At 70.2% G+C, this 25284-nt stretch carries 21 protein-coding genes and 4 pseudogenes; 6 read left to right on the forward strand and 19 right to left on the reverse strand.

Translation table 11 applies throughout. The annotated features are described in order from the left end of the window. Positions 1-577: 577 nt before the first annotated feature. A complete protein-coding gene (locus IE260_RS39555) occupies positions 578-1423 on the forward strand; it encodes an alpha/beta fold hydrolase (RefSeq protein ID WP_189880777.1) in 846 nt (281 codons plus the stop codon). A gap of 205 nt (positions 1424-1628) precedes the next feature. Next, a pseudogene (locus IE260_RS42360) lies at positions 1629-1922 on the forward strand (MFS transporter); the annotation flags it as partial. Between the two features lie 407 nt (positions 1923-2329). Here the strand turns inward: IE260_RS42360 and IE260_RS39560 are convergent. From IE260_RS39560 to IE260_RS42370, 5 genes are all read right to left on the reverse strand, one after another. Next, entirely contained in the window at positions 2330-2671 is a 342-nt protein-coding gene (locus tag IE260_RS39560; RefSeq protein WP_189880794.1) for a MazG nucleotide pyrophosphohydrolase domain-containing protein, read from the reverse strand. Between the two features lie 38 nt (positions 2672-2709). Then, positions 2710-3081 carry a DUF6233 domain-containing protein gene (locus IE260_RS42930; RefSeq protein WP_308434745.1) on the reverse strand — a complete coding sequence of 124 codons (372 nt, stop codon included), beginning with the start codon at positions 3079-3081 and terminating at the stop codon, positions 2710-2712. A gap of 3 nt (positions 3082-3084) precedes the next feature. After that, the gene (locus IE260_RS39565) at positions 3085-3468 is read right to left on the reverse strand and encodes a fic family toxin-antitoxin system, toxin component (RefSeq protein ID WP_189880778.1); all 384 of its coding nucleotides are present in this window, start codon (positions 3466-3468) and stop codon (positions 3085-3087) included. Next, positions 3465-3713 (reverse strand): plasmid mobilization protein, encoded by a 249-nt coding sequence (locus IE260_RS39570; protein ID WP_189880779.1) that lies wholly within the window; start codon positions 3711-3713, stop codon positions 3465-3467. The genes IE260_RS39565 and IE260_RS39570 overlap by 4 nt, the downstream gene beginning before the upstream one ends. Before the next feature lie 857 nt (positions 3714-4570). After that, the gene (locus tag IE260_RS42370) at positions 4571-5137 is read right to left on the reverse strand and encodes a hypothetical protein (RefSeq protein WP_229881782.1); all 567 of its coding nucleotides are present in this window, start codon (positions 5135-5137) and stop codon (positions 4571-4573) included. On the opposite strand from IE260_RS42370, the gene IE260_RS42375 reads away from it, so the two are divergent. Further along, entirely contained in the window at positions 5126-5581 is a 456-nt protein-coding gene (locus tag IE260_RS42375; protein ID WP_229881784.1) for a transposase, read from the forward strand. The genes IE260_RS42370 and IE260_RS42375 overlap by 12 nt on opposite strands. A gap of 147 nt (positions 5582-5728) precedes the next feature. Here the strand turns inward: IE260_RS42375 and IE260_RS43440 are convergent. The 5 genes and pseudogenes from IE260_RS43440 to IE260_RS39595 all read right to left on the reverse strand — a co-directional run bounded on the left by IE260_RS43440 (position 5729) and on the right by IE260_RS39595 (position 9114). Continuing rightward, a pseudogene (locus IE260_RS43440) lies at positions 5729-6305 on the reverse strand (DUF8094 domain-containing protein). Positions 6306-6406: 101 nt separating this feature from the next. Further along, on the reverse strand, positions 6407-6658 hold the full coding sequence (locus tag IE260_RS43445) for a DUF8094 domain-containing protein (RefSeq protein WP_465270562.1): 252 nt from the start codon (positions 6656-6658) through the stop codon (positions 6407-6409). Next, entirely contained in the window at positions 6606-6728 is a 123-nt protein-coding gene (locus tag IE260_RS42740) for a hypothetical protein (protein ID WP_268255032.1), read from the reverse strand. The genes IE260_RS43445 and IE260_RS42740 overlap by 53 nt, the downstream gene beginning before the upstream one ends. Positions 6729-7083: 355 nt before the next feature. Continuing rightward, the gene (locus IE260_RS39590) at positions 7084-7482 is read right to left on the reverse strand and encodes a hypothetical protein (protein WP_189880782.1); all 399 of its coding nucleotides are present in this window, start codon (positions 7480-7482) and stop codon (positions 7084-7086) included. A gap of 1011 nt (positions 7483-8493) precedes the next feature. After that, positions 8494-9114 carry a L,D-transpeptidase family protein gene (locus tag IE260_RS39595; RefSeq protein ID WP_189880783.1) on the reverse strand — a complete coding sequence of 207 codons (621 nt, stop codon included), beginning with the start codon at positions 9112-9114 and terminating at the stop codon, positions 8494-8496. A 201-nt stretch (positions 9115-9315) separates the two neighbouring features. On the opposite strand from IE260_RS39595, the gene IE260_RS39600 reads away from it, so the two are divergent. Together IE260_RS39600 and IE260_RS42935 are read left to right on the forward strand one after the other, a co-directional pair. Next, positions 9316-10593 carry a hypothetical protein gene (locus IE260_RS39600; protein ID WP_189880784.1) on the forward strand — a complete coding sequence of 426 codons (1278 nt, stop codon included), beginning with the start codon at positions 9316-9318 and terminating at the stop codon, positions 10591-10593. 153 nt (positions 10594-10746) lie between these two features. After that, entirely contained in the window at positions 10747-11295 is a 549-nt protein-coding gene (locus IE260_RS42935) for a hypothetical protein (RefSeq protein ID WP_189880785.1), read from the forward strand. Positions 11296-11555: 260 nt separating this feature from the next. Here the strand turns inward: IE260_RS42935 and IE260_RS42940 are convergent. The 9 genes and pseudogenes from IE260_RS42940 to IE260_RS39645 all read right to left on the reverse strand — a co-directional run. Beyond that, a pseudogene (locus tag IE260_RS42940) lies at positions 11556-12239 on the reverse strand (transposase); the annotation flags it as partial. Beyond that, a pseudogene (locus tag IE260_RS42385) lies at positions 12161-12516 on the reverse strand (hypothetical protein); the annotation flags it as partial. The pseudogenes IE260_RS42940 and IE260_RS42385, both read right to left, overlap by 79 nt. Before the next feature lie 133 nt (positions 12517-12649). Next, entirely contained in the window at positions 12650-13849 is a 1200-nt protein-coding gene (locus tag IE260_RS39615; protein ID WP_189880786.1) for an SGNH/GDSL hydrolase family protein, read from the reverse strand. Beyond that, on the reverse strand, positions 13846-16224 hold the full coding sequence (locus tag IE260_RS39620; protein WP_189880787.1) for a glycosyl hydrolase family 95 catalytic domain-containing protein: 2379 nt from the start codon (positions 16222-16224) through the stop codon (positions 13846-13848). Before IE260_RS39620 ends, IE260_RS39615 begins: the two co-directional genes overlap by 4 nt. Positions 16225-16289: 65 nt before the next feature. Then, positions 16290-18125 (reverse strand): alpha-galactosidase D, encoded by a 1836-nt coding sequence (locus tag IE260_RS39625; protein ID WP_189880788.1) that lies wholly within the window; start codon positions 18123-18125, stop codon positions 16290-16292. A 45-nt stretch (positions 18126-18170) separates the two neighbouring features. Then, positions 18171-19097: a carbohydrate ABC transporter permease gene (locus IE260_RS39630; RefSeq protein WP_189880789.1), complete on the reverse strand. Its 927-nt coding sequence runs from the start codon at positions 19095-19097 to the stop codon at positions 18171-18173. Then, positions 19094-20008 (reverse strand): carbohydrate ABC transporter permease, encoded by a 915-nt coding sequence (locus tag IE260_RS39635; RefSeq protein ID WP_189880790.1) that lies wholly within the window; start codon positions 20006-20008, stop codon positions 19094-19096. The genes IE260_RS39630 and IE260_RS39635 overlap by 4 nt, the downstream gene beginning before the upstream one ends. Before the next feature lie 18 nt (positions 20009-20026). Then, positions 20027-21340: an ABC transporter substrate-binding protein gene (locus IE260_RS39640; protein ID WP_189880791.1), complete on the reverse strand. Its 1314-nt coding sequence runs from the start codon at positions 21338-21340 to the stop codon at positions 20027-20029. A gap of 53 nt (positions 21341-21393) precedes the next feature. Further along, positions 21394-22572 carry an ROK family transcriptional regulator gene (locus tag IE260_RS39645; protein ID WP_189880792.1) on the reverse strand — a complete coding sequence of 393 codons (1179 nt, stop codon included), beginning with the start codon at positions 22570-22572 and terminating at the stop codon, positions 21394-21396. A 218-nt stretch (positions 22573-22790) separates the two neighbouring features. Between IE260_RS39645 and IE260_RS39650 the strand changes: the two genes are divergently transcribed. Further along, positions 22791-24932: an alpha-galactosidase gene (locus IE260_RS39650; protein WP_189880793.1), complete on the forward strand. Its 2142-nt coding sequence runs from the start codon at positions 22791-22793 to the stop codon at positions 24930-24932. The last annotated feature ends 352 nt before the right edge of the window (positions 24933-25284 follow it).

Raw genomic sequence — 25284 nt, forward strand, 5'->3', positions numbered from 1 at the left:
TGCCCCGGCGCTGGACCTGATGGCAGCACTGGAGGAGAGTGTCCGGGCTGCCAAGCGGGCGCACGGGCGCCCATCGGCCCGACATCGGTCATAGCCTTGTGCGGCCAGCCGTCTCTGAGCGAATGGCACACCGCGTTTACGTATCGGCCGCTCGCCAACGGGGTCGATCTTGGGACGGGGTCACTCGTGGGGGTGAGTTCGGTGCTATAGCGCTGTGAGGGCGGGGCTCACTGCCGAACCGCCTGGGTGCCTTGGCCAGAGCAAGGCGTGTCGGTGGATCTTGGACGTCTGGCGGACAGAGTCGGACTCAGGCTTACCTTTGACCATCAAAGCCTGGCTTTTTCGGGTTGACCCATACTGTGACCATCCGATGACTTTCAGTGCATTTCCAGAAATCCTGCGCGTAACTGTCGGGGAGCCAGGGGCTGGTCCAGACGCTGTCGAAGAGCATCACCGGGCCGGCTCCTGGCCGCCACAGCCCCCGGACCGGCCCCTGGCTCCCAGTCGGCTACCGGCAGAACCCCTGGGAATCCGCTCAGGCAGCTCTCAGATCAAGGTCACGGGAGACGATAGGAGAGTGGAGCTGCGTCGAGCCGACGGCAGGGTGATCGCGGTCGAGCTGGTGGGGGAGCCGGACGCGCCTGCGGTGCTGTTCTGCCACGGGTTGGCCGACTCCCGGCTGGCCGCGTACGGATTCGCGGGCGCGGCCCACGCGCTCGGACTGCGCCTCATCGCCCCGGATCGCCCCGGCATCGGCGGCACCGACGCCCGTCGCCTGCCGCGGGTCGTGGACTGGGCTGCGGAAGCCACCCTGGTCCTGGACGCATTGGACGTCGGCTCGGTGGCGCTGCTCGGCGTCTCGGGCGGCGGAGCGTTCGCGGCCGCCTGCGCGTCCGAGCTGCCTGACCGCGTCCGCAGCCTGCTGCTCATCGCGCCCCTTGGCCCGCCTGCCTGGCCCACCCGCGGGATGGCAGCCGGGCAGCGCGCGTCCTTGCAGATCGCTCGGCACGCTCCGGCCTTCGGTGGCTGGTTTCTGGGCCGCCTGGCCATGCTGGCGCGCCGGGCACCCGGGCTGTTCCTTCGCCTGGCGACCAGTGAGATGCCCGCCAGCGACCGGTGTGCCCTCGCCCCGTCGGACGCGCGCGCGGCCTTCTTGACCAACTACCTGCAAGCGTTCCACCGCGGCAGCTGGGGAGTCGGGCAGGATCTGCGCGTGCTGACCCGACCCTGGGGTTTCGACCTCGAGTCGATCAGGGTGCCCACGTCGATCCACCACGGGGACGCCGACACCACCGTCCCGCTCCAGCACGCCCGCCGCTTCGCCGCGGCGATACCGGGCGCACGCCTTCACATCCATCCCGGCCAAGGCCACTTTTCGATCCTCACCGCACCCCAGCAGACGCTGGCGACTCTCGCCGCATAGCCGGTCGAGGTTGCCGCCGGAGACGACGGCGATGGCGTGTCCGGTGGGCAACTGGGCCGCGTGGAACCGGTGGACCACAACGCCCTCTGTCCCCGGCGGCCACGTCCCGTTACCCGCCGACTTCCTCTCCGAGGCCTGGAGCGTACCCGTCAAGCTTTGATGACACAGTGTCGTCGCCGCAGCCAGTGGCTGCTGCTGACCCCACATGACCAACACGCTCACCAGCGAGGCCGCGACCGGAACGGGGGACCGGTCGCGGCCCCGCGCTGCCCTACCAGCCCTCTGCGCCACGCAAATCGTGAGCTGGGGCATCATCTACTACGCCTTCCCCGTCCTCAACCGCCAGATCACCGCCGCGACCGGCTGGCTGGCCGGGGCGACCACCGCGGCGTTCTCCCTCGGTCTCGTCGTCTCCGCCCTCGCCGGGATCCGCGTCGGGCGCATCCTCGACCGGCGCGGCCCCCGCACCGTTATGACCACAGGGTCTGTACTCGGCACTGACACCAGCTGGCCGTGCCGGAGACCCGTGATCCGGCCGAGAGCCGGTACACCAGCCGCACCAGGACGGCGCGCCGCTCCGCAGAGGGGCGACGCGCCGTCGGTATCCAGGGACGCGAAACCCCTGCCCGACCCCGCTCGTTGGGAGGTGACAAGCCCGTGCTGCTGCAACCGCCCGGACTGACCCGGACCTGGCCGCAGGGCCTGCCGCACTGGCCGTACGTGCAGGCAGTCGACGACGCTCTCACAGCCCGCGGCATTCCGTCCGGTACTGTGCGGGCCAACTTCACCTCCCACAGTGGTCGGTGACCCGCCGCGTCCGCGTGTGTAGCTGGCCGAGGACATGTAACGCAGGGGGTTACCGCTCCCGGACGGTAGCGCCTCCCGATGATCCGCGCTGCCGCCGGATCACGAGGATGCTCCCGGTCCCTCAAGCCGTGCTCTGATCTCCGTGTCGAGGTTCGTCATCGTGCGACGAAAGGCCGTCTCCAGATCGACGTCATACAGGTGAGCCAGGACGAGTACCGACCACAGGCAGTCCGCGAGCTCATGCTCCAGCGACGCACGGCCCCCGGGCATCTGCCGGGCACCCTCCTCAGCCATTACCAGCTTGGCCAGATCACCAACGTCGCCCATGAACCCAAGCATGAATTCTTCCCGCGTCCACGTCCGCTCTCGCTCGCGACGGTTCATCACGTCATACAGCGCATGGATGCGCAGCGCCTGCTGCGTAAGCTCCTCGAGGTTCATGCTCACCACAGCCCTCCTGGCCGACGGCCCTTCGCACGTCACATCACGCCGCTGCCCACTAGCACCTCCAGCGCCTCGAACGCGTCAATCTCCGGGCACCTGGCCGGCGCCTCGGGACAGTCCCAGACGTGCACGACGACCGAGCCGGGCCGTCCTCCCTGTGGCTGCATGCGCTGTACTTTCCACCCCACTGGCCGTCGTCCGGGGTTTCCGGGTCGGGCGGCAGGGGGGTGGTGGGGACCTGGTCGTACGAGACTCCGTCGACCGGCTGTGCCTGCTCCGCCGTCAGCCAGACGCGGTACTCGCGCGGCTCGACTCGTTCGCTGGGTCCGTCGTTGACTCACATCGGCACGCCCACCCAGTACATCCAGCCGCCCAGCGGCCACTGCCGCCGTTCGTACAGACTGCACCGCTCAGCCTCTGGGCCGAGCGGTCCATCCCTTGATCTCTTCCGCGACCTCGCGCACGCCCAGGCCGTCCCGGGCAATCCGTTCGGCCAGGTCCCCTGCCTGCTTGAAGTCGGCCGTCACCACGGCGCCGGACGCCGTCAGGTACGAGGCCGCGACGACTGCTCCGAACAGCTCGTTGGCGTACTCCAGCGCCGGGCACCGGATCAGCTGGTGCATGAGCGCTGCCGCCCGGTGGTGCATCTCGGCGTACACGGGCCTGTCCATCACCTTGTCGGCGTGCCGTGCCACGGCGGCCTGGAGACTGCCGAAGTCGGTGATGTCCGGGTCACCGGGAAGGCTGCGATGGGCGAGGTCCAGCAGCCACGCACGGTCGATGTGCAGGATCACGCGGCCTGCCCGCGCGTCTCACCCTGAGCCGGCGCGGGGTGGCCGAACCGCTCTGCGAAGTGGTCGCCCCACTCTGCAGTGAAGTGCGCGCCCGCGTTGAGGAACCGGTGCCGCAGATCGTTCGCCTCGTCCGCGAGGACCTGACGGGCGTACTCGGTCACCTCCAGGCCGACCGCGGCCGCGCGCTCCTCGATCCCGGCGTACACGTCTTCGTCCACGCGGACGTTGATCTGCTTCTTCGCCATAAGGTCAGCGTAGCGGATCGTACCCGCCGCTACAGGCGATCGGCGGGAATCGTCGCGGGGCGTCTCAAGCTCCTCACGCAGTGAGACCCGGCCAGCCCCACCCGTACCCGTTGCCCTGCCCCGCGCAGCCGGCCGCGTTGCCCTGGCCGCGCCTGTCGTGGCGGTTCTCCGCATCGCCCCGGTGCCGCCCGGTACCAGCGACGGTCCAGTCGCGCTCGTGCCGCGTGCGCGGAGAGTGGTTATCCGCACAAGGATCGGCGAGCGCGGACGGCGTGGCCGACCGCCGAAGCCGGCGACCGGTCCTGACCGGCTCCGGACACACCACGGGCCCCGGGGGATCAGCCATGAAGTCCTGGGGCCCGGCATATGGAGCGCGCTGTCCAACGAGGCTGCGGCTCCGTCGTCACGCGTCATGCACTGTTCAGGTCAGCCTGGGCCAAGCTCCAGGGCAGGTGGGCATCGCCGGCGGGAGGCGGCTGGTGCTCGCCCAGTTCATCGCCTAATGGGACATGCCGGGTCGTAGAGACTCGGTGCCGTAGCCGCCAGCAGGTGAGCACTTTCATCGCCTGAAGCACGTGCCTTCTGAGGTCAGACCGTGCCCCTGCTGGTCGGCCGGGAGGCCGGACCACTGATGGGGTGGCGTGCCCGCCCTGGTGGCGTGAGCACTCGATCCATTAGGCCGTGTGCCGCGCCTTCCGGAGGCTGCACGACAACCGAACCACCGGATGAGGAGTACGTGTTGCTGCTGATCGGCGATGACTGGGCCGCAGACCACCACGACGTCGAGATCCAGGACGGGTGAGCGTGGGGATCGAGACGGACCGTGGCTCGTGGGTACAGGGCCTGATCGCCTTGGGCTACCAGGTCCACGCGATCAACCCGCGGCAGGTCGCCTGCTTCAAGGAGCGGTACGGCACGTCCGGCGCCAAGAGTGACAAGGCGACGCGCACGAGCTGGCCGACTTGGTCCGTATCGACGATCAGCTGCGACCGGTGGCCGGGGACAGCTAGCAGGCCCAGACTGTCAGAGTCGTTGCCCGCGCCTACCAGATCCTGACCTGGGAACGCACCCGCCCCTTCCAGCAGCTGCGGACCACGCTGCGCGAGCACTTCCCCGCCGCCCTGGCCGCCTACGCGGACCTGGAACTGACCAGCACAGACGCCCTGGAACTCCTGGTCAAGGCGCCCACCCCCGCGGCCGAGGGGAAGCTGACCCGCACCCAGATCACCACGGTCCTGGCCCGCCGCCGCCGTCACAACCGTGACGCGAAGGCGGCCACGATCCAGAACGCCCTGCGTGAGCCGCAGCTCGGCCTGCCCGAGCCGGTCACCGCCGCCTACGCGGCTGCCGCCATTGCCCACGCTCGGCTGATCACCGCGCTGGACGAGCAGATAGCCGCGATGGAAGTACAGGTGAAAGCGCATTTTCTCGCGCACCCGGACGCTGAGATCTACTTCTCGATGCCCGGCATCGCAGAGATCACCGGTGCCCGGGTGCTCGCCGAGTTCGGAGACGACCCCACCCGCTACGCGACCGCGAAGGCACGCAAGAACTACGTCGGCACCAGCCCCGTCACCCGAGCCTCCGGCAAGAGTCACACCGTCCAGGCCCGCTACGTCCGCACCAACCGTCTCGCTGACGCCCTCCATCGTCAGGCGTTCTCCGCGCTGCGCGTCTCGCCCGGCGCCCGCCGCTACTACGACAAACAGCGTGCCCGCGAGGCCGACTACCCCGCCCTCCGCCAGGTCGGCAACCGCCTCGTCGGCATCTTCCACGGGTCAGGCCGCGCACGGCCCGAAGATCGACGTCGGCAGGACGAGGCTCTCGCCGACGTTCTCGCGGGCCGTGCGCCAGTCGGCCGGGGTTGACACCAAATGACATGCGGTGTCTGACCTGCAATCAAGCCCCGCTGCCTTCGGGCGGCGACACCGGCGGGTGAAGTCGCAGCCGTCAACGTCGTGCGTCAGCGAAGCGGTTCGGACGTCAAACCGTTGTGTAGTTCTGAAGGCAGGCGCTCATCGGGAGTCGACCATCCGGTATTCGGTGGTGGTCACGCGGGGCTTGGCCTTCGGGTCCAGTACGGCGAGAGCCTGGCCTTGGAACTCGTCGGTGACGACATCCCGCCTGGAGGGGTCGTAGAGGGCTTCGTCTTCGCTGGGGGTGATGTCGAAGCTGTTCATGTACTGCGGCTTGAGCATGAGCTCGCTGGTGTGCGCGGTCGGGAAGAGTGCGAGCGTGCTCCCGTTGGCGAGCTTCAGCGCGTACACCTTCGGGTGCGCCGGGGTCTTGGTGAAGTACTTCTCGGTCGCGTATCCCTCCAAGTCGTCGTCGGGGCCCTCCTCGTACCTCGATTGAGCCCTTGGAGGCCTTGGCTGAGGCGAACGTCTTCGCGGCCTTCTCCTTGCCGCCCGTCTTGAAGAAGTCCTCGTAGTAGTCGTCGAGCTGGTCTGGGGCGAGTGCGCCGACCTTCTTCGACGGGTCGGCCGGCGTGATGAAGCCGTGCTCGTCGACGGCGATCTCCGGTATCGGGGCCTCGTCGGCGTAGAGCGACATTGTCACCTTGTAGGTGCCGCCGACTTTGTCGAAGATCATCAGTGCGCCGTCACCCTTGGGGCGTCTCTGGTACGGGTCTTGACAGCGAACCAGGTCGCACCGCTGTCAGCAGCTGGGATCAGGTACTCGCGATCTTTGTACTAGAAAGGCTCCGTGTAGTCCTTCTGGTTCGCCTTCGACCAGATCGCCCACTGCTTGTAGTCCGCCTTGGACTGCTCGTGGACCTGTCCGGCTTCCACCGTGCCCAGCAGCTTCGCGTCTCGCTTCGCGTTCGCGCGATTGTTCACCTGCTCGTAGGTGTCGACCACCTTCTGGGCCGCCTGCTGCGTGATGAGGCCCTCAGGGGCGACGTTCGCGCTCGCTGCCTCCTTCCTCGCTGGTGCTGCAGGCAGTGAGGGTGACGGCGGTGGTCATGCCGAGGGCGATTACGGTCAGACGGCGCAGGTGTGGGGACCTGGACATGCGCGGTGTTCCTCCTCGTGGAACCGTGTGATTGTGCGTGGGGGAATGGGCAGTGGTCGGGGGCGTGAGCTGCCGACCTGTGCCGGCGGGCCGAAAGGCGGGCAGCTGCCTTCGTGGCCGCGGCAGGGCTTCCGGCCAAGTCGGCAAGCGAGGATGACGGCACCGCCAACCGCCAGCGGTGGAACGGGTGAATACCTGCGCCGCAGGGGCCCGGAGCGCTTGGTCCTGGGACCGGCGGCCGCCGGCGGACCGGTCGGGGTACGCAGGCGTCCGACGAGAGGGGGCAGGCTGAACTCACCTTCGTCTCCCGTCCGACCGGGGCCCGAGGCGTAGGCCATCCGGCTACTGGCGCCGATCATAGAAGTTCGGCACCGAGCTGGACCTCGCGCCGGCACTCGGGACAGTCCGGCAGCCCCTCCACCCGGCGCGGCCTGTCGCCCTTCGCCCAGCTGAACCCGCGCAGGGCCTGGTGTGTGACTCCCCGGAAGAGTTCGTCCTTGGTGGTGTGCGAGCCGTAGCCCGGTACGAGCCAGGTGAATGTCGCCTCACCGTCGTACGGTGCGCCGCCGGGCCAGTCGTAGACCGGCTCGGTCGTGGTGCAGCGCATCCGCAGATCGGGACCCGTCCAGCGCTTGCCGTACCGGATCTGCGAGCTGGCATCGACCGCATCCGCGAGGCGTTCGAAGGACAGGTCGTAGTCGTCCATGTGCTTCCACTTGCCGGGCGGCTGCTCGCGCATCAGCTTGCGGAACATCAGCAGCAGCCGCGCCAGGTCGTGCTGGCCGATCCGGACCGTCTTCGTCTCCGGGTCGTAGCCATACGTCGGATCGTGGGCGGGCTTCTTCGTCCTCGTTCGCGTTGCTACGGCGGTCAGCGCCCCGCCACAGGGCTACGGCCCGGCCGGATGCTCAACGACCCGGGACCGCCCGAGCCACGCCGACCTCCGCCGTCCGTGCGCCGGCCAGGGGCTTCGCGGGTCAGGCCAACGGCGGCGTCGCGTCGGGCAGCATCCCCGGAGAAGACCCACCGATGTCGTCATCGTGCGCACGCTCAGTCCCGCGGCGAAGGCGTCCAGCGCCGCCTTGGGTATCCGCGCCTCCGCCAGCTCCCGCTCGATCCCCGCCACCTGGTCCCCTTCGGCTCGGGCGACGGCATCCGCGGCCGCCGTTGCGGATCAGCGTGACAGACCCGCCCCGCGCTCGGTGTCACGCTGTGAGGCTGGCAGGCTCATAGGCCGTTTCCCCAGGTAGACGAGGTGAACTATGAGCCTGTGAGGTGAAGCTCGCGACCCGTGCTCCTGCACGCCTTGGCGGTGCCCGCCGGTCCGGAGAACGATGGAGCCGTGGGCGAGTACACCGAGGACCAGGAGCACGGTGTCGAAGCGGCGCGGGCCGCTGCTCACTGCGGCCCGAGCCCGGGAGATGACGGCCGGGCTGCGCGAGGCGATGGACGACGTCCAGCGTTCCGTGGCGGTGCTCGCCGCCCGGGTCCGCGACGCGCACGCCGCCCGCGTCTGGGCGCCCTTCGGCTATCCGAGCTGGGAGGTGTACTGCGACGCGGTCCTCGGGGGCGTGTGCATTGCGTCCGTCGGCCCGTTGTCCGTCGTCTTCTTCGCGACCGCGCGATGCAGCACCTGTCCGTCCTGGACATCGTCTGGCTCGGATAGCCCACCCGTGGCTACGACCCGACCCCGGAATCGCAGGCCCTCGCAGATACCGGGACGCGCCGTTCGGCGTTGTATCGGGAGACTTGACTACGGGGCGGTTCAGCGCACGGTGAGCAAGACGGCACGCCCGTGCTTGTTCATGTAACTGAACAGCTTGGCGATGTGGTCGGGATGGAGCTTGATACAACCCCAGGACTTGTAGTCCTGGACGCCGTCCCAGCGCTGCGGGCTGTCGGTGCCGTTACGCGGACCCTGCTTCCTGTCTTTCGTCATCTCACTGTGGATGAACAGGTCGGTGCGCCAGACCTTGCCAGTGCGGCACTTCTTGTTGGGCAGACCAATAGCGTAGCCCTTGATCTTGCTGTTCCGGCCGATTTCGAAGGTGGTCGGCTTGTACGTGCCGTTGGGAAGCCACCCGGCATTGCTAGCACAGTCGTTTCGATACCTCTTTCCTTCCTCCTTCTTGTAGTTGGCGGCCGTTCCCAGACCGGAGCCGGCACGGAACGTGGTGATGTGCGTCCTCCCGTTCCAGACCTGCAGCCTTGAGTCGGAAGGGTCCTTAGCGTTCTTCACGAACACCAGAGCCACGCGGGATGCCGCAGCGGCGGAGTGCGGAGCCGACGAGGCACCAGCGGCCGGAGCGGCCATCGTGGTGACCGCTCCGGTGGCGAGTACGGCCGTGGCCGCAGTCGCTGCAAAAGCACTCCTGATCTTGTTCATGGTGATGGTTCTCCTGCTTGTTGTAGGTCCCCGTTGAGGGGCGGCGGCCGGACGTTCCGCGCTGCCGGAACCGAATGTGCCGCAGCCGGATGAGGGGAACACCAGTGCAAGAGAATCGGAGATTTGCAGCGCAACTTGCACCTCCGTAACCTGCTGCTTCTCCGTTGCACTGCAACGAAGAGTCCATCGGAAGGGAAGCCGATGACGGGGGAACAAAGGGATGAGTTCGCGGACCTCGCACACGGCCTCGTGCAGGCACTGGATGCATGGGCAGCGTGTGTGGAGGAGCCGGTCTTGAATGGCAGGCCGGCACGCAAGGTGTTGGTCAGGGCGCTGGAGCAGGAGCGAGCGACACCAGAGTGGACGTCGCGTGCGCCGATCGACGGGCCGATGCTGTCGTACTGGCTCCGCGGGCGCAGGCAACTCCTTCCCGGCACCAAGCACAACCGGCTGCCCAGCGTGGAGGACAGCGCGGCCATCGCACGAGCACTCAAACCGCATGCACCCGACAATGCGAAGCGGTTACCGATGATTGGCCGGGAGATCGCCGATCTGGCGCACAGGCTCCAGGAGACGGCTGGACGCGGGTGGCGCCGCCGGGTCGGGGAGAGCAGCTACGTGTACTCCCCCGAGCAGATCGTTAAAGAACCCATCGGAATTTCAGCGGCCGTCGCATCGAGCGGAGCGGCTGAGCCAGAACCCGCAGAACCCGTCGCGCTCCAGGCGAACGTCGAACCGATCGCAGTCACCGCGCCGGGCCCCGCTGAACTGCTGCTGGCCGAACCCGTCACCATTGCAGTCTCGCCTGCGGCACCCAGCGCAGCAGTTGGGGCAGAGCCGGAACCCGCCGTGATCGTGGCGGGGGAAATCGCCGAGACATCCCGCCCGGCGAGGAAGAGGTGGATCGGGGCAGGAGCGCTCACCGCCGCCGCGGCCGTGGCGATCGGCATGTGGGCGTGGCCGGGCGACGGGAAGCCGGCCCCGGCCGGCAAGGGCCCGGACAGGTCGGCGTCACCGAGCACGCCTGCCACGGACGTCGGCGGGCCCGGCGCTGTTGCCTCCACCGAGCCTGACGGCCTGAAAGGGAATCACCGATGCGGAAAACTGCGCAGCGCGGGAACAGTGTCGTGGAAGCCGTGCCTGATCGTCACCCACGAGGCGACGATGGTTTTCCTCGTGCAGTTCACGAACACCTCGGGCAAGCCAATGAGGGTGAAGGCGAAGCTCGCCTATGTCCAAGCCGCCGTGGAGCAGCCCTGTCCCGCCCCCTGGGGAACCTCGGTGACCGTCACCGTCCCAGCCAGGACCACCCGAATCAGCCCGCTTAACGCCTGCACCGCTGAGCTGACACCCGTTCAGGCCTTCCAGACCAAAGCCTGGGTAGTACCGCACGACTCGACACAGTGGGAATACCGGGAGCACTCGCCGACCCTGCACGTGCAGGGGGACAGCACTCCAGTGTGGGCCGACCAAGCCTAGAAGCAGCCCGACCGGGGCGACCACACCCCGGCCCGACGCTGTTGATCGCGCCTCCATCGCAATGGAGCAATACGGCGTCCTGCAAGGCCGCTCACGAACTCGCGACCGTAGTACGGCCTGGCCCGGCCCGCCGGCGCGGAGGACGATGGAGTCGTGGGCGGGCACACCGAGGACCAGGAGCACAGCGTCGAACCGGCGCGGCCGCCGCTGACCGTGGCCCGCGCCCGGGAGATGACGGCCGGGCTGCGCGAGGCGATGGACGACTCCGGCGCTCCGTGGCGGTGCTCGCCGCCCGGGTCCGCGACGCGCACGCCGCCCGCGTCTGGCTCCCCCTCGGGCACAGCAGCTGGGAGTCGTACTGCGCCGCAGAGTTCGGGCCTGGTGGGTCAGGCCCGCGGCCGCGGTGGCGAGGGTGAGGTCGAATGCGTCCAGCAGGCTGACGGAGCGCAGGACGTGCCGTTCGTCCGGGGTGAGGTCGGACAGGGTGCGGGCGATCAGGGCGGGGAAGTCGTGGTCGAAGTCGGCGGGGGCCGGCTCCCGGCCGGTGCGGCGGATCTCGAGGAACCGCATCACCGACAGGTCCAGGTAGAGCGGCAGGCCGTGCGACCGGCTCGTGATGACCTGCCGGATCTCGCTGCGGATGAGGGGCTGGCCGTCGCGGGCGAGCCGGCGGGTGAGGTAGTCGTCGCAGTCCTCAGGTGAGAAGTCGCCGACCAGGACCTGCCTCCCGCCAGCTGCGGTGCGGGCGTGGGGGACGGTGTGGGCTACCAGGCCGGGCCAGGCGGCCGGCCCGGTGTAGTCGAGCTGGCCCTGGAGCGCGGGTTCGGCCCACTGCAGGCGGGAGCGGCCGGTGATGATGAAGAACGCGTTCGGCATGAGCCACACCACGCGCTGGATCATGCGTTCCAGGTCGCGGTGGGTACAGTCGCCGTCCTCGAAGGTGTCCAGCAGGATCACCGGCATCACGCGCTTGCCGACCAAAGCCGCGTGAGCTCCCAGGCGAGCAGGTGCGGGTAGAAGGACAGCGCGTCCAGATCGGTTCGGCCTCCAGGAGGTCGGCGAGCCGCCAGCACCCGGCGAGCGCACGCACGGTCTGCCGCCGTTCCCGCAAGGCTCCCACCAGGGAGCCGGTGATCTGGCCGATCGCCATACCGACGGTGCCGGGCAGCAGCAGGGCCTGGGCGACGTCCGCGAGGGCGGACTGCATCTGCTGCGGCATCGCCTTGCCGAACCGGCCGGCCAGCCCGCCGCGGCGCAGGTACTCCTCCAGCGGCTCGCCGGGGTGCTGCTGCGACGTCCTCGAACGGTGTGCCGGGCTGGACGAACGTCGGCAGGGGCTGGGCCGTGTCGCGATAGCGGGGCAGGGTGGTCGGCCCCAGCCCGCCGTACTCGGGCTGATATGGCTCGGCCGTGGCTGGCCGGGCGATCTCCTTGGGGTCGACGGCCATGACGTAGGACCAGCCGCGTTCTTCCAGTGCGAGCCGGAAGGAGACGCTGCGGCCGTAGCCGGCATCGGCCACGATCACCGGCACCGCCAAGCCCTGTGCGGCCAGCCGGTCCAGCAGGCCTAACGCCAGGCGAGGCTTGGACACCTGCCCGACCTCGTCGGGCACCCCGGCTCGCCGACGCCGCTGGTGATCGTCGCCGCCAGGGAGGGGTGGAAGTACTTCCGCACGTTCGCCGGCCTCTTGCGTCGAGACTTCGCCATCAGCATGAGCAGGCTCGCCCGGCCTCGCCGAGGTGAGTCAGGCTCGAATGCCGCCACTCATGCAGGTCCCACCCGGTGCCGGGCGTGCCGCCGACGGCGGTGTGCTCGTCCAGCAGGGCGCGGGCCTGCCCGTACAACAGCCGGGCGAACCCAGTGTCCGGACACACGTCGCGCAAGCTGATGGCCGGACCCGGACGGCGGTGGGTGGCGAACACCGTGGCCGCGCATGGCTCACCGGGAGACCCTCCTCCGCGTCGGCCGCCCCCGCTTCCGCTGGTCCGCGATATGACGTACCGCCACCGGGGAGCCGACGGCCGTCGCACACGGCGGCCGTCTCCCAAGCAGGGCTCAGGGGGACGTACGGTCGCAGTCCAGGGCGGACAGGTCCACCGCGTCCGCCATCGCCTGCATGCCCTTGTCGCTGGGGTGGAGATGGTCGCCGCCGTCGAAGACGGGCAGCATCCGTGCGGGGTCGTAGGGACTGCGGAGGATGCGGTCGAAGTCCGTGAACGCGTCGAAATCACCGCTGGTGCGGACGAATTCATTGACCCCCTCGCGCACCGCCTCAGCGGCGGCGTTCCACTCGCACCAGCCCTTGAACGGGGCGATCGTGGCGCCGACCACACACATGTCGGCCGCGTGGGCGCGGGCGATGACCTGCCGGTAGCCGGCGATCAGGTCGGCGGTGGTGACACCGCTGTCGGCCTTGAGGTCGTTGACGCCCTCGAAGAGGAACACCGTGCGCACGCCCGGCAGGGACAGCACGTCCCGGTCGAGGCGGTTGAGGGCGCTCTGCCCGGCGCCGTCGGCGAGGACCTTGTTGCCGGAGATCCCTTCGTTGGCGACTCCCCGGATGTCGGAACCGGCCCGTTCCAGGCGGCGGGCGAGGTAGTCGGGCCAGCGGCGGTTCAGGTCGCCGCTGGACTGCCAGCCGTCGGTGATCGAGTCGCCGAGCGCGGCCACGGCACCGGTCCGGGCGGGGGTGCGGACCGTGACGGCGTCCAGGTAGAACCAGGAGCCGGTGGTGCCCGTCCAGTTCTCGGCGCCCTCCTCGGCGGTATGGTCGCCCTGGGCGGTGTACGAGGTCTGCATCGCCATGCCGTGCCCGGTCGCGGGACCGGCCGCGTCGGGACTGTGCAGGCTGACGACGAGGTCGGCCCCAGCGGGCAGGCGGCCGGGCAGCGCGTCGCTGTACACTGTGCCCCCGGCGGGGATGGTGACGGACCGGGCGCCGCCGAAGGTGAGCCGCCGGTTGCTGCCGGCAACCAGCCGTGCGCCCGTCTCCCGGGTGCCGGCCCAGACGCTGTCCAGGGTCAGCGGCCGGTCTCCGAAGGCGTTGGAGAGCCGCACCCGCAGGTCGTCGCCGCCCGCGCTGGTTCGGACGACCAGCCGGTAGGCGCGGTCGGGCGCCCCGTCCCCGATCCGGTCGGCGCTGGCACCCCAGGTCACCACGGAATGCGTATCCGCCGGGGCCGCCGGGGCGGGAGCGGCGGGGACGAGAAACACCGCGGCCAGGACGGCGGCGCCCGTGAGCCGGGCCGCCCTCATCGGCCCAGCCCCTTCAGCGTGACGGACTCGCCCGGTTTCAGCCTGACCGTGCGGGAGGTGCCGCGGAAGGCGACCGTCGTCTCGCGTCCCCCGGTACTGGAGACCCGGATCGATGTCGGCTCGCCGTCCTTCCAGGCCAGGTCGACGGTGAAGGCGCCGCGTGCCGGCAGGCCGGTGACCGAGCCGGAGTCCGCCCAGGCTGCGGGCAGCGCGGGGAGGAGTTCGAGACGGCCGGGGCGGGAGTAGAGGAGCATCTCGCTGACGGCGGCCGGGGTGCCGAAGTTGGCGTCGATCTGGAAGATGCCCCGGCCCGGCTCGGTCTGGTAGATGTCGAAGAGGTTGAAGGCCGTGCCGTTGCCGCCGCCCGCGGAGGGCCGCAGGTTGTTGACGATGAGCTGGTACGCCATGTCGGCGTTCTTCAGGCGGGCCCAGCACAGGGCGCGCCATGCGTTGGCCCAGCCGAAGCTCTCCGTACCCCGTGCGGCGAGCAGGGCGGTGGCGCCCTCGACGATCTCCTTCGGGGTGGAGCCGTCGGGCCGGATGCGATCGCCGGGGAAGAGGCCGACCAGCCCGGAGAGGTGGCGGTGGGTGGTCTCTCCGAGGTTCTCCGGTGACATCCACTCCTGGAGCCAGCCGGTCTTCGGGCTGACCTCGGGCAGGTACAGCTTCTCGCGCAGGGCGGTGATCCGGGCGGCGTGCTCGCGGTCGCGGCCCAGTTCGGCCGCCGCGCGGGCGTAGTTGCCGAACAGCGTCCAGACCAGTTCCTGGGCGTAGGTGATGCCCTTGGCGTCCAGTGGGCCGTGTTCGGGTGACCAGTCGCTGTCGGCGATGAGGACCTGACCGCTGCCGTCGGGGGCGGCGGCGGTTAGCAGCCGTGCCTCCCAGAACTCGCAGGCGCCCTTGAGTAGCGGGTGGATGCGCTCCAGGTGGGCGCGGGAGAGCGTGTACTCGTAGTGCTCGAAGAGGCTGTTGCACAGCCAGGCGTTGCCCGCCGGGTGCCACCACCAGCCATTTCCTCCATGGGGGTTGGTGGAGATGGCGACCGTCCAGCCGGCGGTCTTCCCCGAGGAGTTGCGGTAGCGGTTGCGGGGGTCGCCGAACAGACGGCGGGTGAGGTCGGTCCAGGCGGGGAGCTGGGCGAGGCAGTAGTCGGTGAGGGCGTCGAAGCACGGGGACAGGCCCGTTCGGTCGGCCATCCAGTAGTTCATCTGGATGTTGATGTCGGTGTGGTAGTCGCCCATCCAGTCCGGGTCGTTGCCGTCCAGCCAGAGCCCCTGCAGGCCCATCGGGAGGCTGCCGAGCGACCCGGCGATCATCAGGTAGCGGCCAAAGTGCAGGTAGGCGGCCTCCAGTTCAGGGTCGGGGGTGTCGCTGGTGTGGCGGAGGTTGAGGCGTTCCCAGGTGTCCAGCTCGCGCTGCCGGTCGGTGGAGGCGCCCAGGTCGAGGCCGAAGCGGCGGTAGAGGGCCTGGTGGTCGGCGATGTGGGTGCGGCGCAGCACGCGGGCGGGGTGGGCGGCGGCGTCGCGGACCTTGGTGAGGGCCAGCGTGACCGGGTCGAGGGAGGGGTCGCGGTACCCGGTCTCCGCGTCGAGCGCGTAGTTCGTTCCGCCGCCGACGATCACGGTGAACTCCCGGCAGCCCGCGACGTCGATGCGGTCGCGGTGCACGGTGACCCGGCCGCCGCTGCCGTGTGCGGTGACGGCGGCCCCGTAGCGCAGCCCGTTCGGGAAGGCGGCGCCGAAGGAGACCGCTGGGTCCTCGCCGTGGGTGCCCTCCAGGGTGACGGTGCCGGTGTAGCGGCCGCCGCCGCTCTGCGTGAAGTGGACGACGATCACGTCGTCGGGGCGGCTGGCGAAGGCCTCCCGCCCGTACGTCACCCCGTCGCGGACGTAGCTGCCGGTAACCACGCCCCGGTCGAGGTCGAGGGTGCGGCGGTAGCCGGAGACGGCGCCCAGGTCGTGGTCGGGCAGGTCGACGGTGAGCCGGGCCAGCAGGGTGAGGGAACCGAAGTCGTCGCGGCCGTAGGGGAACTGGCCGTCGGCGTCGAGGGTGTCGTTGAGGCCGCCGGTCCACAGGGTGGCGTCGGTGATCAGGAGGAGTTCGCGGCCGGGGTCGTTGCCGGTGAGGGCGCCGAGGCGGCCGTTACCAACGGGCAGGCCCTGTTCGATCATGGAGTGTGCGTCGCCGGGGGCCTGCCACCACAGGACGTGCCGGGAGTCGGTCCGTTCGGCCGGTTCCTCGGCGGGGCGGGTGGGCGCGGCGAAGGCGGTGAAGGCGGGCAGGGCGCCGAGGGCGCCAGCGAGCGTGGTGGTGGCCAGGGAGAGCAGGGTTCTTCTGCTGGGCTCGTTGCCGGGTTCGGGGGTGCGGGTGTCCATGGCGGCTCCTGGGCGGGGGAAGGAGGGGGACCCGGCGGGGGCGGACCGGGCCCCCCGTACGGGGGTCAGGACGACTTAGGTACGTCGATCCGGTCGATGTCCGGCGCGTAGTCGGAGCCGCTGTCGACGGTGATGGTGTTCGCACCGGCCTTGAGTTGGACCGGGACGGTCGCGGTGGACACGGTCCCCCAGTCGCCGGTGGAGGCGAACGTGTGCCGCGCCGCGCCGCCGGCGTTCGCCGAGACGGACGCCGACCGGGAGTCGCCGCTGACGTAGGAGATCCGCACCTGGTAGGTGCCCGCCTCGGGGACCACGACGTCGTTGAAGGTGAGCTTGCCGCCGAGGTAGAGGTTGCCGACCTTCTTGCCGTCGGAGCAGGTGGAGCAGTCGGCGATGGAGGCGCTGCCGCCGAGGGTGTTGTCCCGGGACTCGGCCTCGTAGCCGGTCAGGGAGACGGCCGCGGCGCCCTTCGGGGTGAGGGTGAACAGGCGGGAGCCGTGGGCGGGCAGCGCCTGGGTGATCCTGTCGCGGTAGGTGCCGAGGTTCTCGTGGTTCCACAGGTCGCGGACGGCGGCCCGGCCGGTGAAGCCGAGGGCGGAGAAGTCGGCGGTGACGGCCGCGGGGGCGTCGGCGAGGTTGAACAGGGCGACGGTGTACGTCCCGTCGGGGTTCTTCGCGGCCCACACCTGCTGCGGGTCGGAGGCGGTGACCAGGCGGGCGGGTGGGGTGTCGCCCTGGTTGACCGCGATGACCTCCTTGTTGGTCAGCAGGGACAGGCCGTAGGAGTCGAGGCGGGTGAGGTCGTCGCCGGTGTACAGCGGGGACTTGGCGATGGCCCACAGGGTGGCGTAGCTCTGCCGTTCGGCCTTGGTGAGGCCGTCCATCTCGCCGTTGCCGACGTTCAGGGTGTCGAGGTCGTTCCAGCCGCCGGGGCCGGCGTGCCGGGTCCAGGCGGGTGTGTCGGCCCAGCGGTCGTCGACGGAGTTCTCCCAGCTCACCAGGGTGTTGCAGTAGCACTCGACGTCGGTGTCGATGCGCCAGCCCTGGGAGTACTTCTTCCAGTCGGCCGCGTGGCCGATGTCCAGGGACCAGGACAGTTCGAGGTGGATGGGCCGGCCGGTGGCGGCGATGGCCTTCTGCCAGGCGGCGACGTCGGCGACGTTGTCGTAGTTGTCACCGCTCTTGAAGGAGCCGGGGCCGACGCCGTCGAGCTTGAGGAAGTCGTAGCCCCAGTCGGCGAACATCTGCGCCTGGGAGTCGATGTACTTCTGTGCGCAGGGGTCCAAGAAGTCGATCTTGTAGGCGCTGTCCCAGCCGTTGGTGGTGCGCAGGTCGTCGTAGACGATGTCAGCGGTGGTGCAGCCCTCGGCGTTCCAGATCGGCGACTTGCCGTCGTTGTACGCCTCCTTCTCCAGGCCGACGGGGAGGTAGATGCCGGCCTTGAGGCCCTTGGCGTGCAGGTCGTCGGCGACGGGCTTCATGCCGCGCGGGAAGCGGACGGGGTCGGCCTTCTGCCGGGCGTAGCGGTCGAAGCCCGGTTTCCAGTCCTTGTCGCGCCACCAGCCGGCGTCGATGTTGACGTACTCGTAGCCGTACTTCTTGAGTTTGGCGGCCAGGGCGCCCGCCTGCTTGAGGACGTTCGCCTCGGTGAGGTAGCTGTAGTCGCCGTCCGGGTTGAGGCCCGGGTACTTCGAGGACTGCATGCTCCAGCTGGACCAGCCCATGTAGGGCTTGGCGGCGAGGGCGGAGGACGCGGTGCCGGCACCGGTGCCCGTGCCGGTGTCGGCCCGGGCCTGGGCCTGGGCGGCCGGGGCGGCCGTCGCAAGGCCGGCGGCCAGGGCCAGCGCGGCGGCGGTTCTCAGACCGCGCGCGGGCAGGACGGTGTACGAGGATGACCGCATGGGTCGTACCTCCAGGGGATGGGAAGTGGGGCGGGGAGGGGCGGCTCAGCCCTTGCCCGAACCGAGGGTGAGCCCGCTGATGAACTGGCGCTGGAGGGTGAAGTACACCAGCAGCGTGGGGATCGCGGTCATCAGGGCGCCGGCCGCGATCAGGTTGGGGTTGGTGAAGTAGGCGCCCTGGAGGTTGGCCAGGGCGGAGGTGATGGGCCGCTTGTCACCGGTCTCGATGAGGGTGAGCGGCCAGAAGAAGTCGTTGTAGATCCAGATCGACTCCAGGGTGGCCAGCGCGGCGAAGGCCGGGCGGCACAGCGGCAGCACGATCTGGAAGAACTGCCGCCACACCGGGGCGCCGTCGACGAGGGCGGCCTCGGTGATCTCCTTCGGGATCGTTTTCATGTAGTTGCTGAGGACGAAGGTGCAGAAGCCGCACTGGTAGGCGATGTGGATGACGATGATGCCCCAGGCGGAGTTGTACAGCAGCAGGCTGTCGCTCATCCACCAGGGCAGGGGGAGAAGGAGGTAGAGGCGGTACAGGGGGGTGATGAGCACCTGGGCGGGCAGCAGGTTGCCCGCGGTGAACAGCATCAGCAGGGCGAGGTTGAGGCGGAAGTCGAAGCGGGTGACGAAGAAGGCGACGGCTGCGGAGAACAGCAGGGTGCCGAGGACGGCGGGGACGGTGATGAGGAGGCTGTTGAAGAGGAAGTGCGGCATGCCCGACTGGGACCAGGCGTCGGTGAAGTTCGCGAGGCTCAGGCCGCGCGGCCAGGAGAAGTAGCCGTGCTTGGCGGTGTCCTCGTAGGGGCGCAGCGAGGTGTACACCGCCCACAGCAGCGGCACCAGCCAGGCCACCGACACCGTGGCGAGCAGCAGGTGGCGGCCGGTGTCGCGGCGCGGGCGGACGGGCCGGGCGGCCTCGGCCGCCGGGCGTTTCGCGCGGGCGGAGGGGGCGGGGCGGGGGGTGGTCGTCGTCATGCGTCCTCCTTGCGGAAGGTCTGCACGAGGAACGCGCCGATCGCGGCCAGGGAGACCAGGAGCAGGATCACGGCGAGCGCGGAGCCGTACCCGATGTGGCCGGACTCGCCGATGATGTTGTCGGTGATGAGCAGGGAGAGCAGTTCCATGCCGGGTTTGCTGCCGGTGCCGCCGCCGAGGACGTAGACGATGTCGAAGGCGCGCAGCGACTCCATCACCGTGACCACGATGATGATGACGTTGACCGGTTTCAGCGTCGGCAGGACGATGCGGAAGAACGTCTGGCGTCCGTTCGCCCCGTCGAGGGCGGCGGCCTCCTTGAGGGCCGGGTCGAAGCTCTTCAGGCCGGCCAGGTAGAGGATCATGATGTAGCCGGTGTGGCGCCAGGCGGAGGCGATCAGCACGGCCCAGAGGTTGAGGTCCGGGTTGCCGAGCCAGTCGATGTGCTGGTCGGTGCCGACGGCGCCCAGCAGGCTGTTGAGCAGGCCGGTGTCCGGGTCGTAGATGATCTCCCAGACGAAGCCGACGACGGCGAGCGAGAGCACCATCGGCAGGAAGATCGCGGTCTGGTAGAAGCGGGTGAACTGGATCTTCTGGTCGAGGTGGTAGGCGAGGAAGACGCCGAACGGGGTCGGCAGCAGCGCCGTGAACAGCAGCCACAGGACGTTGTGGCCGACGGCCGGCCAGAACGGCGGGTAGTTGGTGAAGATCTGGGTGTAGTTCTCGACGCCCGTCCAGTGGATGCCGGACAGGTCGATGCCGTCCCAGGTGGTGAAGGACAGCGCGATCGAGGCGAGCGCGGGCAGCCAGACGAAGATCAGCAGCGCCAGCAGGGGCAGGCCGATGACGGCCGCCAGGAAGAGGCGGTCGCCGAGGCCCAGGCGGGAGGGGGAGGAGGATGCGGGGGGCATGGGTGCGGTCCGGGCGGCTCAGGCGGTGAAGAAGCGCGAGCGCTGCGACTCGATCTTCTTCAGCGTGGCGGTGCCGTCGTCCGGGTGGCCCAGCCACTCGGTCAGGCCGGGCAGGACGACGGTGGAGATGAAGCCGGGGTCGCTGTCGCGGTCGGCGAACTGGCTGATGTGCTTGGCGGAGGCGATCAGCTCGGCGGACTTCTTCTGGAGGGCGCTGTACGAGGAGGTGTCGGCGTCCTGGTGGACGGCGAGGTTGCTCGGGTCGACGCCCATGTACGTCTCCTCCGCGCTCGCGCCGCCGAGGTAGGCCAGGAACTTCTTGGCACCGTCCTGGTTCTTGGGCTTGCGGCTGAGCATGAAGCCGTCGGTGGGGGCCTCCACGGCGTCCTGGCCGTGCGCCGGGTCGATCTCGGGGAAGGCGAAGAAGTCGAGGTCGGCGCGGATCTTCTCGTCGGTGACCTGCTGGCCCAGGAAGAGGCCAATGACGGCCATGCCGCTCTTCTTGTCCAGCAGCGACTGGGCGGCGTCCTGCCAGGACCGGCCGCCGCCGCTCTTCTGGTAGTGGGGGGTCAGCTCGCGCCACAGGTCCAGGACGCGGGCGGTGCGCTTGTTGGTCCAGGAGGTCTCGCCGCGCAGCAGCGACATGTGGAAGTCGTAGCCGTTGGCGCGCAGGTTCAGGTAGTCGAAGGCGCCGAGGACCGACCAGCTGTCGCCGCCGCCGTAACCGGAGGCGACCGGGGAGAGGCCGTCCCGCCGCATGCGCTTGGCCAGGGCGATGAACTCGTCCCAACTGCGCGGGACTTCGTAGCCGCGTTCGGCGAAGAGGCTCTTGCGGTAGAAGACCGCCCACGGGTAGTTGTACAGCGGCACGAAGTAGTACTTGCCGTCCTCGCCGCGGGAGAGCTGCTTGGTCGCTTCGCCGAAGCCGTCGCCTATCTTCTCCCACACCTCGTCGACCGGGGCGGCCAGGCCCTTCTTGGCGAAGTACTGCATGCGGTACCCGGCGAACCAGGTGAAGACATCGTCGGGGGTGCCCTGGAGGTAGCTGGTGATGCTCTTCTGGAAGGTGTCGTGGTCGACGGTGTTCGTCTTCACCTTCAGGCCGGACTGCTCGCCGAAGGCCTTGGTGAGGGCCGCGTAGGCGGACTTCGGGGTGGCGTCGGCGCCGTTGGAGCCCAAGGTGACCGTCTTCGGGTCGGCCGAGGGTCCGCCGCCGCAGGCGGTGAGGACGGGCGCGGCCAGTGCGGCGGCCGTCAGGCCGAACAGACCGCCGACGACCCCCCGGCGTCCGGGGCCGGGAGCGGCCGGGGTGGGGCGGCTCGCTTGCGTCATGGTGGCTCCTCGTGCGTGCTGGTCCCGTGGGGACTCGGGTCTTCTGGGTGCGCTCACTGGTGCGGTCCTGATGCGATGAAGGACTGGATGGCGGTGGCGGCGGCCCCACGCGCCCATTCCTCGAAGGGCAGCGGGCGGGTCTGTACGTCGCACCGGGCGGCGGAGCCGAACGCGGCCGCCGCGAAGGAGTCGCGGATCTGCTCGGCGAACAGGTCGTAGGCGGCCAGGCCTTCGCCGGAGATGATCACGCGTTCGGGACCGAGCAGGTTGGCCACGGTGGCGATGCCCCGGCCGATGGCCTCGCCGGCCCTGGCGTACGCCTCCTGCGCGCCGGGGATGCCGTCGTGGGCCAGCGCAGCGGCCTCCACGGCGTCGGCGACCTGAACTCCGGTGGCGGCGCGTACCCGGGCGACGATAGCGGCGTCGCCCGCGACGGCCTCGACGCAGCCGCGGTTGCCGCAGTGGCACAGGGGCCCGGCGGGATCAACGGTCACGTGCCCGATCTCGCCGGCCACACCGTGTGCCCCGGCGACCACCTGGCCGTGCACAACGAGGCCGCAGCCGATGCCGGCGCCGACGGTGACCAGGGCGAAGTCGGACAGGCCCACGCCCGCGCCGAACCACTGCTCGGCGACGGTCAGGGCGCGCACGTCGTTGTCGACGGTGACCGGCAGGCCCGTGGTCGCCGCGGCCAGTTCGGCGAGCGGGACCTCGCGCCACTCCAGAAACGGCGAGTACCGCACCATGCCCTCCCCGCGGTCCACGTCCCCGGAGACCGCGAGGCCCGCGCCCACCACGTGGACGCCCAGGCCGTCCGCCTCGGCCATCAGTTCCTGTGTCAGTCCGGCAAGCGTGGTCAGCACCGCCTGGGGCGCGCGGTCGGCCAGCGGAAGCCGCCGGGCGAACAGCACTCGGCAGCACAGGTCGGTCAGCACCCCGATGACCTCGTCGCCGGTGACCTTGATCCCGACGAACAGGGCCCGTCCGCCGTCCACGCACACCAGGCTGGCCGGCCTGCCCAGCGCCGGGCGGGCGTCCTGGTCGGCGCTCTCCACCAGGTAGCCGGCCTCGATGAGGGGCCGTACGGCCTTGGTGACGGCGGCCGGGGACAGCCCCGCCCGCCGGGCCAGCTCCAGCCGGGTGAGCGGGCCCTGGGACAGGGCGGTGACGAAGATCTGCGAGGCGGCCGGCGTGTGGGCCGGGAACGTCTCGGCACGAGGGGGCGAGGACATGGCCCGGAACCTAGGCGGCTTATTTTCCGCTGTCAATGAAAGAAACAAGATTCTCTCGAAGGTTGACTGTCATGCCAGGTCTGCTTTCAAATGACCTTCACAGAGGGTCCTTTGACGTTAGATCAAAGGCCATGTTTGGTCTTCGGCTCTTCTCCGGGCAGTGCCGACCCGTCCGCGCCCTCCCCTCCCGTCCCGACGCCGCAACCACGTGAGGCCTGATGCCGATGATCTCCCGCGTCCCCGACACCGGGCTCTGGGTCCTGTCGACCCCGCGCACGTCCTACGTCCTGCGCGTCGACGACACCGGTGCCCCCCGGCACGTGGCGTGGGGGCCCCAGCTGACCGTGGCGCAGGCCGGGGACCTGCTCGTGCCCGACGGCGAGCCGGCGAGCAGCTTCGAGGGCCGGGCACCGGTCGGCGAGGAACTGCCGGTCGACGGCGGCACCCGGTACGGGCCGCCCTCCCTGCAGGTCCGATACGCGGACGGCTCCCGCGCCTTCGAGTGGCAGCCGACCGGACACCGCGTCCTCGAACCGGCGCCGGGCACCGCCGAGCTGGTGCTGGAGTTCCGCGACCGGCTCCACCCGGTGCACGTCGCCCTGCACTACACCGTCCGCGAGGACACCGACGTCATCGAGCGCCACACTGTGGTGCGCAACGCCGGCGAGAGCCACGTGGACCTGCTGCGGGCCGACTCCGCCGCGTGGTCGCTGCCCGCGCTGCCCGACTACCGGATCAGCCACGTCACCGGGCAGTGGGCGGCGGAGAGCCGGCTGCGCCGCGAGCCCCTCCCTCACGGCGAGACGGTGCTGACCAGCCGGCGCGGAATCACCAGCCACCACGCCAGTCCCTGGGTGATGCTGGACGACGGCGACGCGGGCGAGGAGCACGGCAGGGTGTGGAGCGCCGCACTGGCCTGGAGCGGCAGTTGGCGCGTCACCCTCCAGCGCACGCACGACGGGCGAGCCGGGTTCACCGGGGGCGTCGGCCACGACGGCACGTCGGTGCCGCTCGCGCCGGGCGAGGAGTTCACCTCCCCGGTCTTCGCGGGGCTGTTCACGGACGGCGGCTTCGGCGCCGCGAGCCGCGCCTGGCACGCCTACACGCGTGCGCACGTCCTGCCGCACGCGTGGGAGACGGCCCCGGTCCTCTACAACTCCTGGGAAGCCACCGGTTTCGACGTCGACGAGGCGAGCCAGCTTCGGCTGGCCGAGCGGGCCGCCGCGCTCGGGGTGGAGCTGTATGTCGTCGACGACGGCTGGTTCGGCACGCGCCGCGACGACCACGCCGGTCTCGGCGACTGGACCCCCGCTCCCAAACGGTTCCCGCGCGGCCTGGGTCCGCTGGCCGACAGGGTGCACGGACTCGGCATGCGCTTCGGCGTCTGGGTAGAGCCGGAGATGGTCAACCCCGACAGCGACCTGTACCGCGCGCACCCCGACTGGGTGCTGCACATCCCCGGCCGGACGCGCAGTGAGCTGCGCAACCAGCTCGTGCTGAATTTCGCCCGCGACGACGTCGCCGATTGGGCCCACGACTGGCTCGCCCGGCTGGTGGCAGAAGCCGGCGTGGACTTCCTCAAGTGGGACATGAACCGGGCCTTCAGCGAGGCCGGCTGGTCCGGGCAGCCCGACGGTCACGACCGGCTGTGGACGGGATACGTACATAACCTGTACGGCATCCTGGACCGGCTGCGCGCCGACCATCCCGGGCTGCGGGTGGAGACATGCAGCGGCGGCGGGGGGCGCGCGGACCTCGGCATCCTGCGCCGGACCGACCAGGCGTGGACGTCGGATAACACCGACGCTGTGGACCGGCTGGTCATCCAGGACGGATTCGGCCAGGTGCTGCCGGCCCGGGTGATGTCCGCGTGGGTCACCGACGTGCCCAACCAGTTCACCGGCCGCACGGTCCCGCTGCGGTACCGCTTCCACGCGGCGATGGCAGGACTGCTCGGGATCGGGGGCGACCTGAACCGCTGGTCGCAGGAGGAACTCGCCGAGGGCGCGGAGCTGGTCGCCGAGTACAAGAGGGTGCGCCACCTCGTGCAGCACGGCGATCTGTACCGGCCGGCCGGACCGCGTGGCGAGGGCCCCACCGTGGTGCAGTACTCCGCCGGCGACGGCGCCGAGACGCTGGTCCTGGCGTGGCGGCGCGGCCCCGGCCGGGGTGTACCGGACGCGCCGGTGCGGCTGCGCGGACTCACGCCGGGCGCCCGGTACCGGGACGCGCGCACGGGCGCCGTTCATCACGCCGCGGTCCTGGAGGCCTACGGGCTGCGGCTCGGATTGCCGGTGGGCGACTGGTCGAGCACGGCCGTGCATCTGGTGCGGGTCGCAGACGCCGGCCGGGAGGACTGACCGGCGCCCGGTCGGCTCGGAGCGGGTCGGACCGGCCCTGACCGGCCCTGACCGGCCCTGACCGGGTCGGACCGGATCCGCAGGGCGGCACCGGCCGCGCGGCGGTGTGTCAGGCGTTCTCCAGGGCCAGGCGAGCTAGCTAGGACTTGTCCGGTCGATCATGTGACTATCACCCGCCGTGCTCGTTGGTCCGGGCATGGGGCGGGGAGCCGGAGGCGCCCGCTGAGATGGCGGTGGCGGGACGCCGGGGTGCGCCTCTCGGATGGCCGGCAGGAGGTGATCATGCGGCGGGTCCGGCAGGTGAACGCGGACGTCGGAGGGGCCTACCCGGGGTGTCCCCCGGGTAGGCCCC

The sequence above is a fragment of the Streptomyces viridiviolaceus genome (genome assembly GCF_014650995.1).
GTDB lineage: Bacteria > Actinomycetota > Actinomycetes > Streptomycetales > Streptomycetaceae > Streptomyces > Streptomyces viridiviolaceus.

Coding starts and splice junctions, on each gene's coding strand:
- IE260_RS39620 (WP_189880787.1), bottom strand. CDS start 16,224: ATGGACACCCGCACCCCCGAACCCGGCAACGAGCCCAGCAGAAGAACC.
- IE260_RS39650 (WP_189880793.1), top strand. CDS start 22,791: ATGCCGATGATCTCCCGCGTCCCCGACACCGGGCTCTGGGTCCTGTCG.
- IE260_RS39630 (WP_189880789.1), bottom strand. CDS start 19,097: ATGACGACGACCACCCCCCGCCCCGCCCCCTCCGCCCGCGCGAAACGC.
- IE260_RS39570 (WP_189880779.1), bottom strand. CDS start 3,713: ATGGCGAAGAAGCAGATCAACGTCCGCGTGGACGAAGACGTGTACGCC.
- IE260_RS39635 (WP_189880790.1), bottom strand. CDS start 20,008: ATGCCCCCCGCATCCTCCTCCCCCTCCCGCCTGGGCCTCGGCGACCGC.
- IE260_RS39560 (WP_189880794.1), bottom strand. CDS start 2,671: ATGAACCTCGAGGAGCTTACGCAGCAGGCGCTGCGCATCCATGCGCTG.
- IE260_RS39590 (WP_189880782.1), bottom strand. CDS start 7,482: ATGTTCCGCAAGCTGATGCGCGAGCAGCCGCCCGGCAAGTGGAAGCAC.
- IE260_RS39625 (WP_189880788.1), bottom strand. CDS start 18,125: ATGCGGTCATCCTCGTACACCGTCCTGCCCGCGCGCGGTCTGAGAACC.
- IE260_RS42370 (WP_229881782.1), bottom strand. CDS start 5,137: ATGCGCTTTCACCTGTACTTCCATCGCGGCTATCTGCTCGTCCAGCGC.
- IE260_RS39640 (WP_189880791.1), bottom strand. CDS start 21,340: ATGACGCAAGCGAGCCGCCCCACCCCGGCCGCTCCCGGCCCCGGACGC.
- IE260_RS42740 (WP_268255032.1), bottom strand. CDS start 6,728: ATGTCCAGGTCCCCACACCTGCGCCGTCTGACCGTAATCGCCCTCGGC.
- IE260_RS39595 (WP_189880783.1), bottom strand. CDS start 9,114: ATGAACAAGATCAGGAGTGCTTTTGCAGCGACTGCGGCCACGGCCGTA.
- IE260_RS39645 (WP_189880792.1), bottom strand. CDS start 22,572: ATGTCCTCGCCCCCTCGTGCCGAGACGTTCCCGGCCCACACGCCGGCC.
- IE260_RS39600 (WP_189880784.1), top strand. CDS start 9,316: ATGACGGGGGAACAAAGGGATGAGTTCGCGGACCTCGCACACGGCCTC.
- IE260_RS39615 (WP_189880786.1), bottom strand. CDS start 13,849: ATGAGGGCGGCCCGGCTCACGGGCGCCGCCGTCCTGGCCGCGGTGTTT.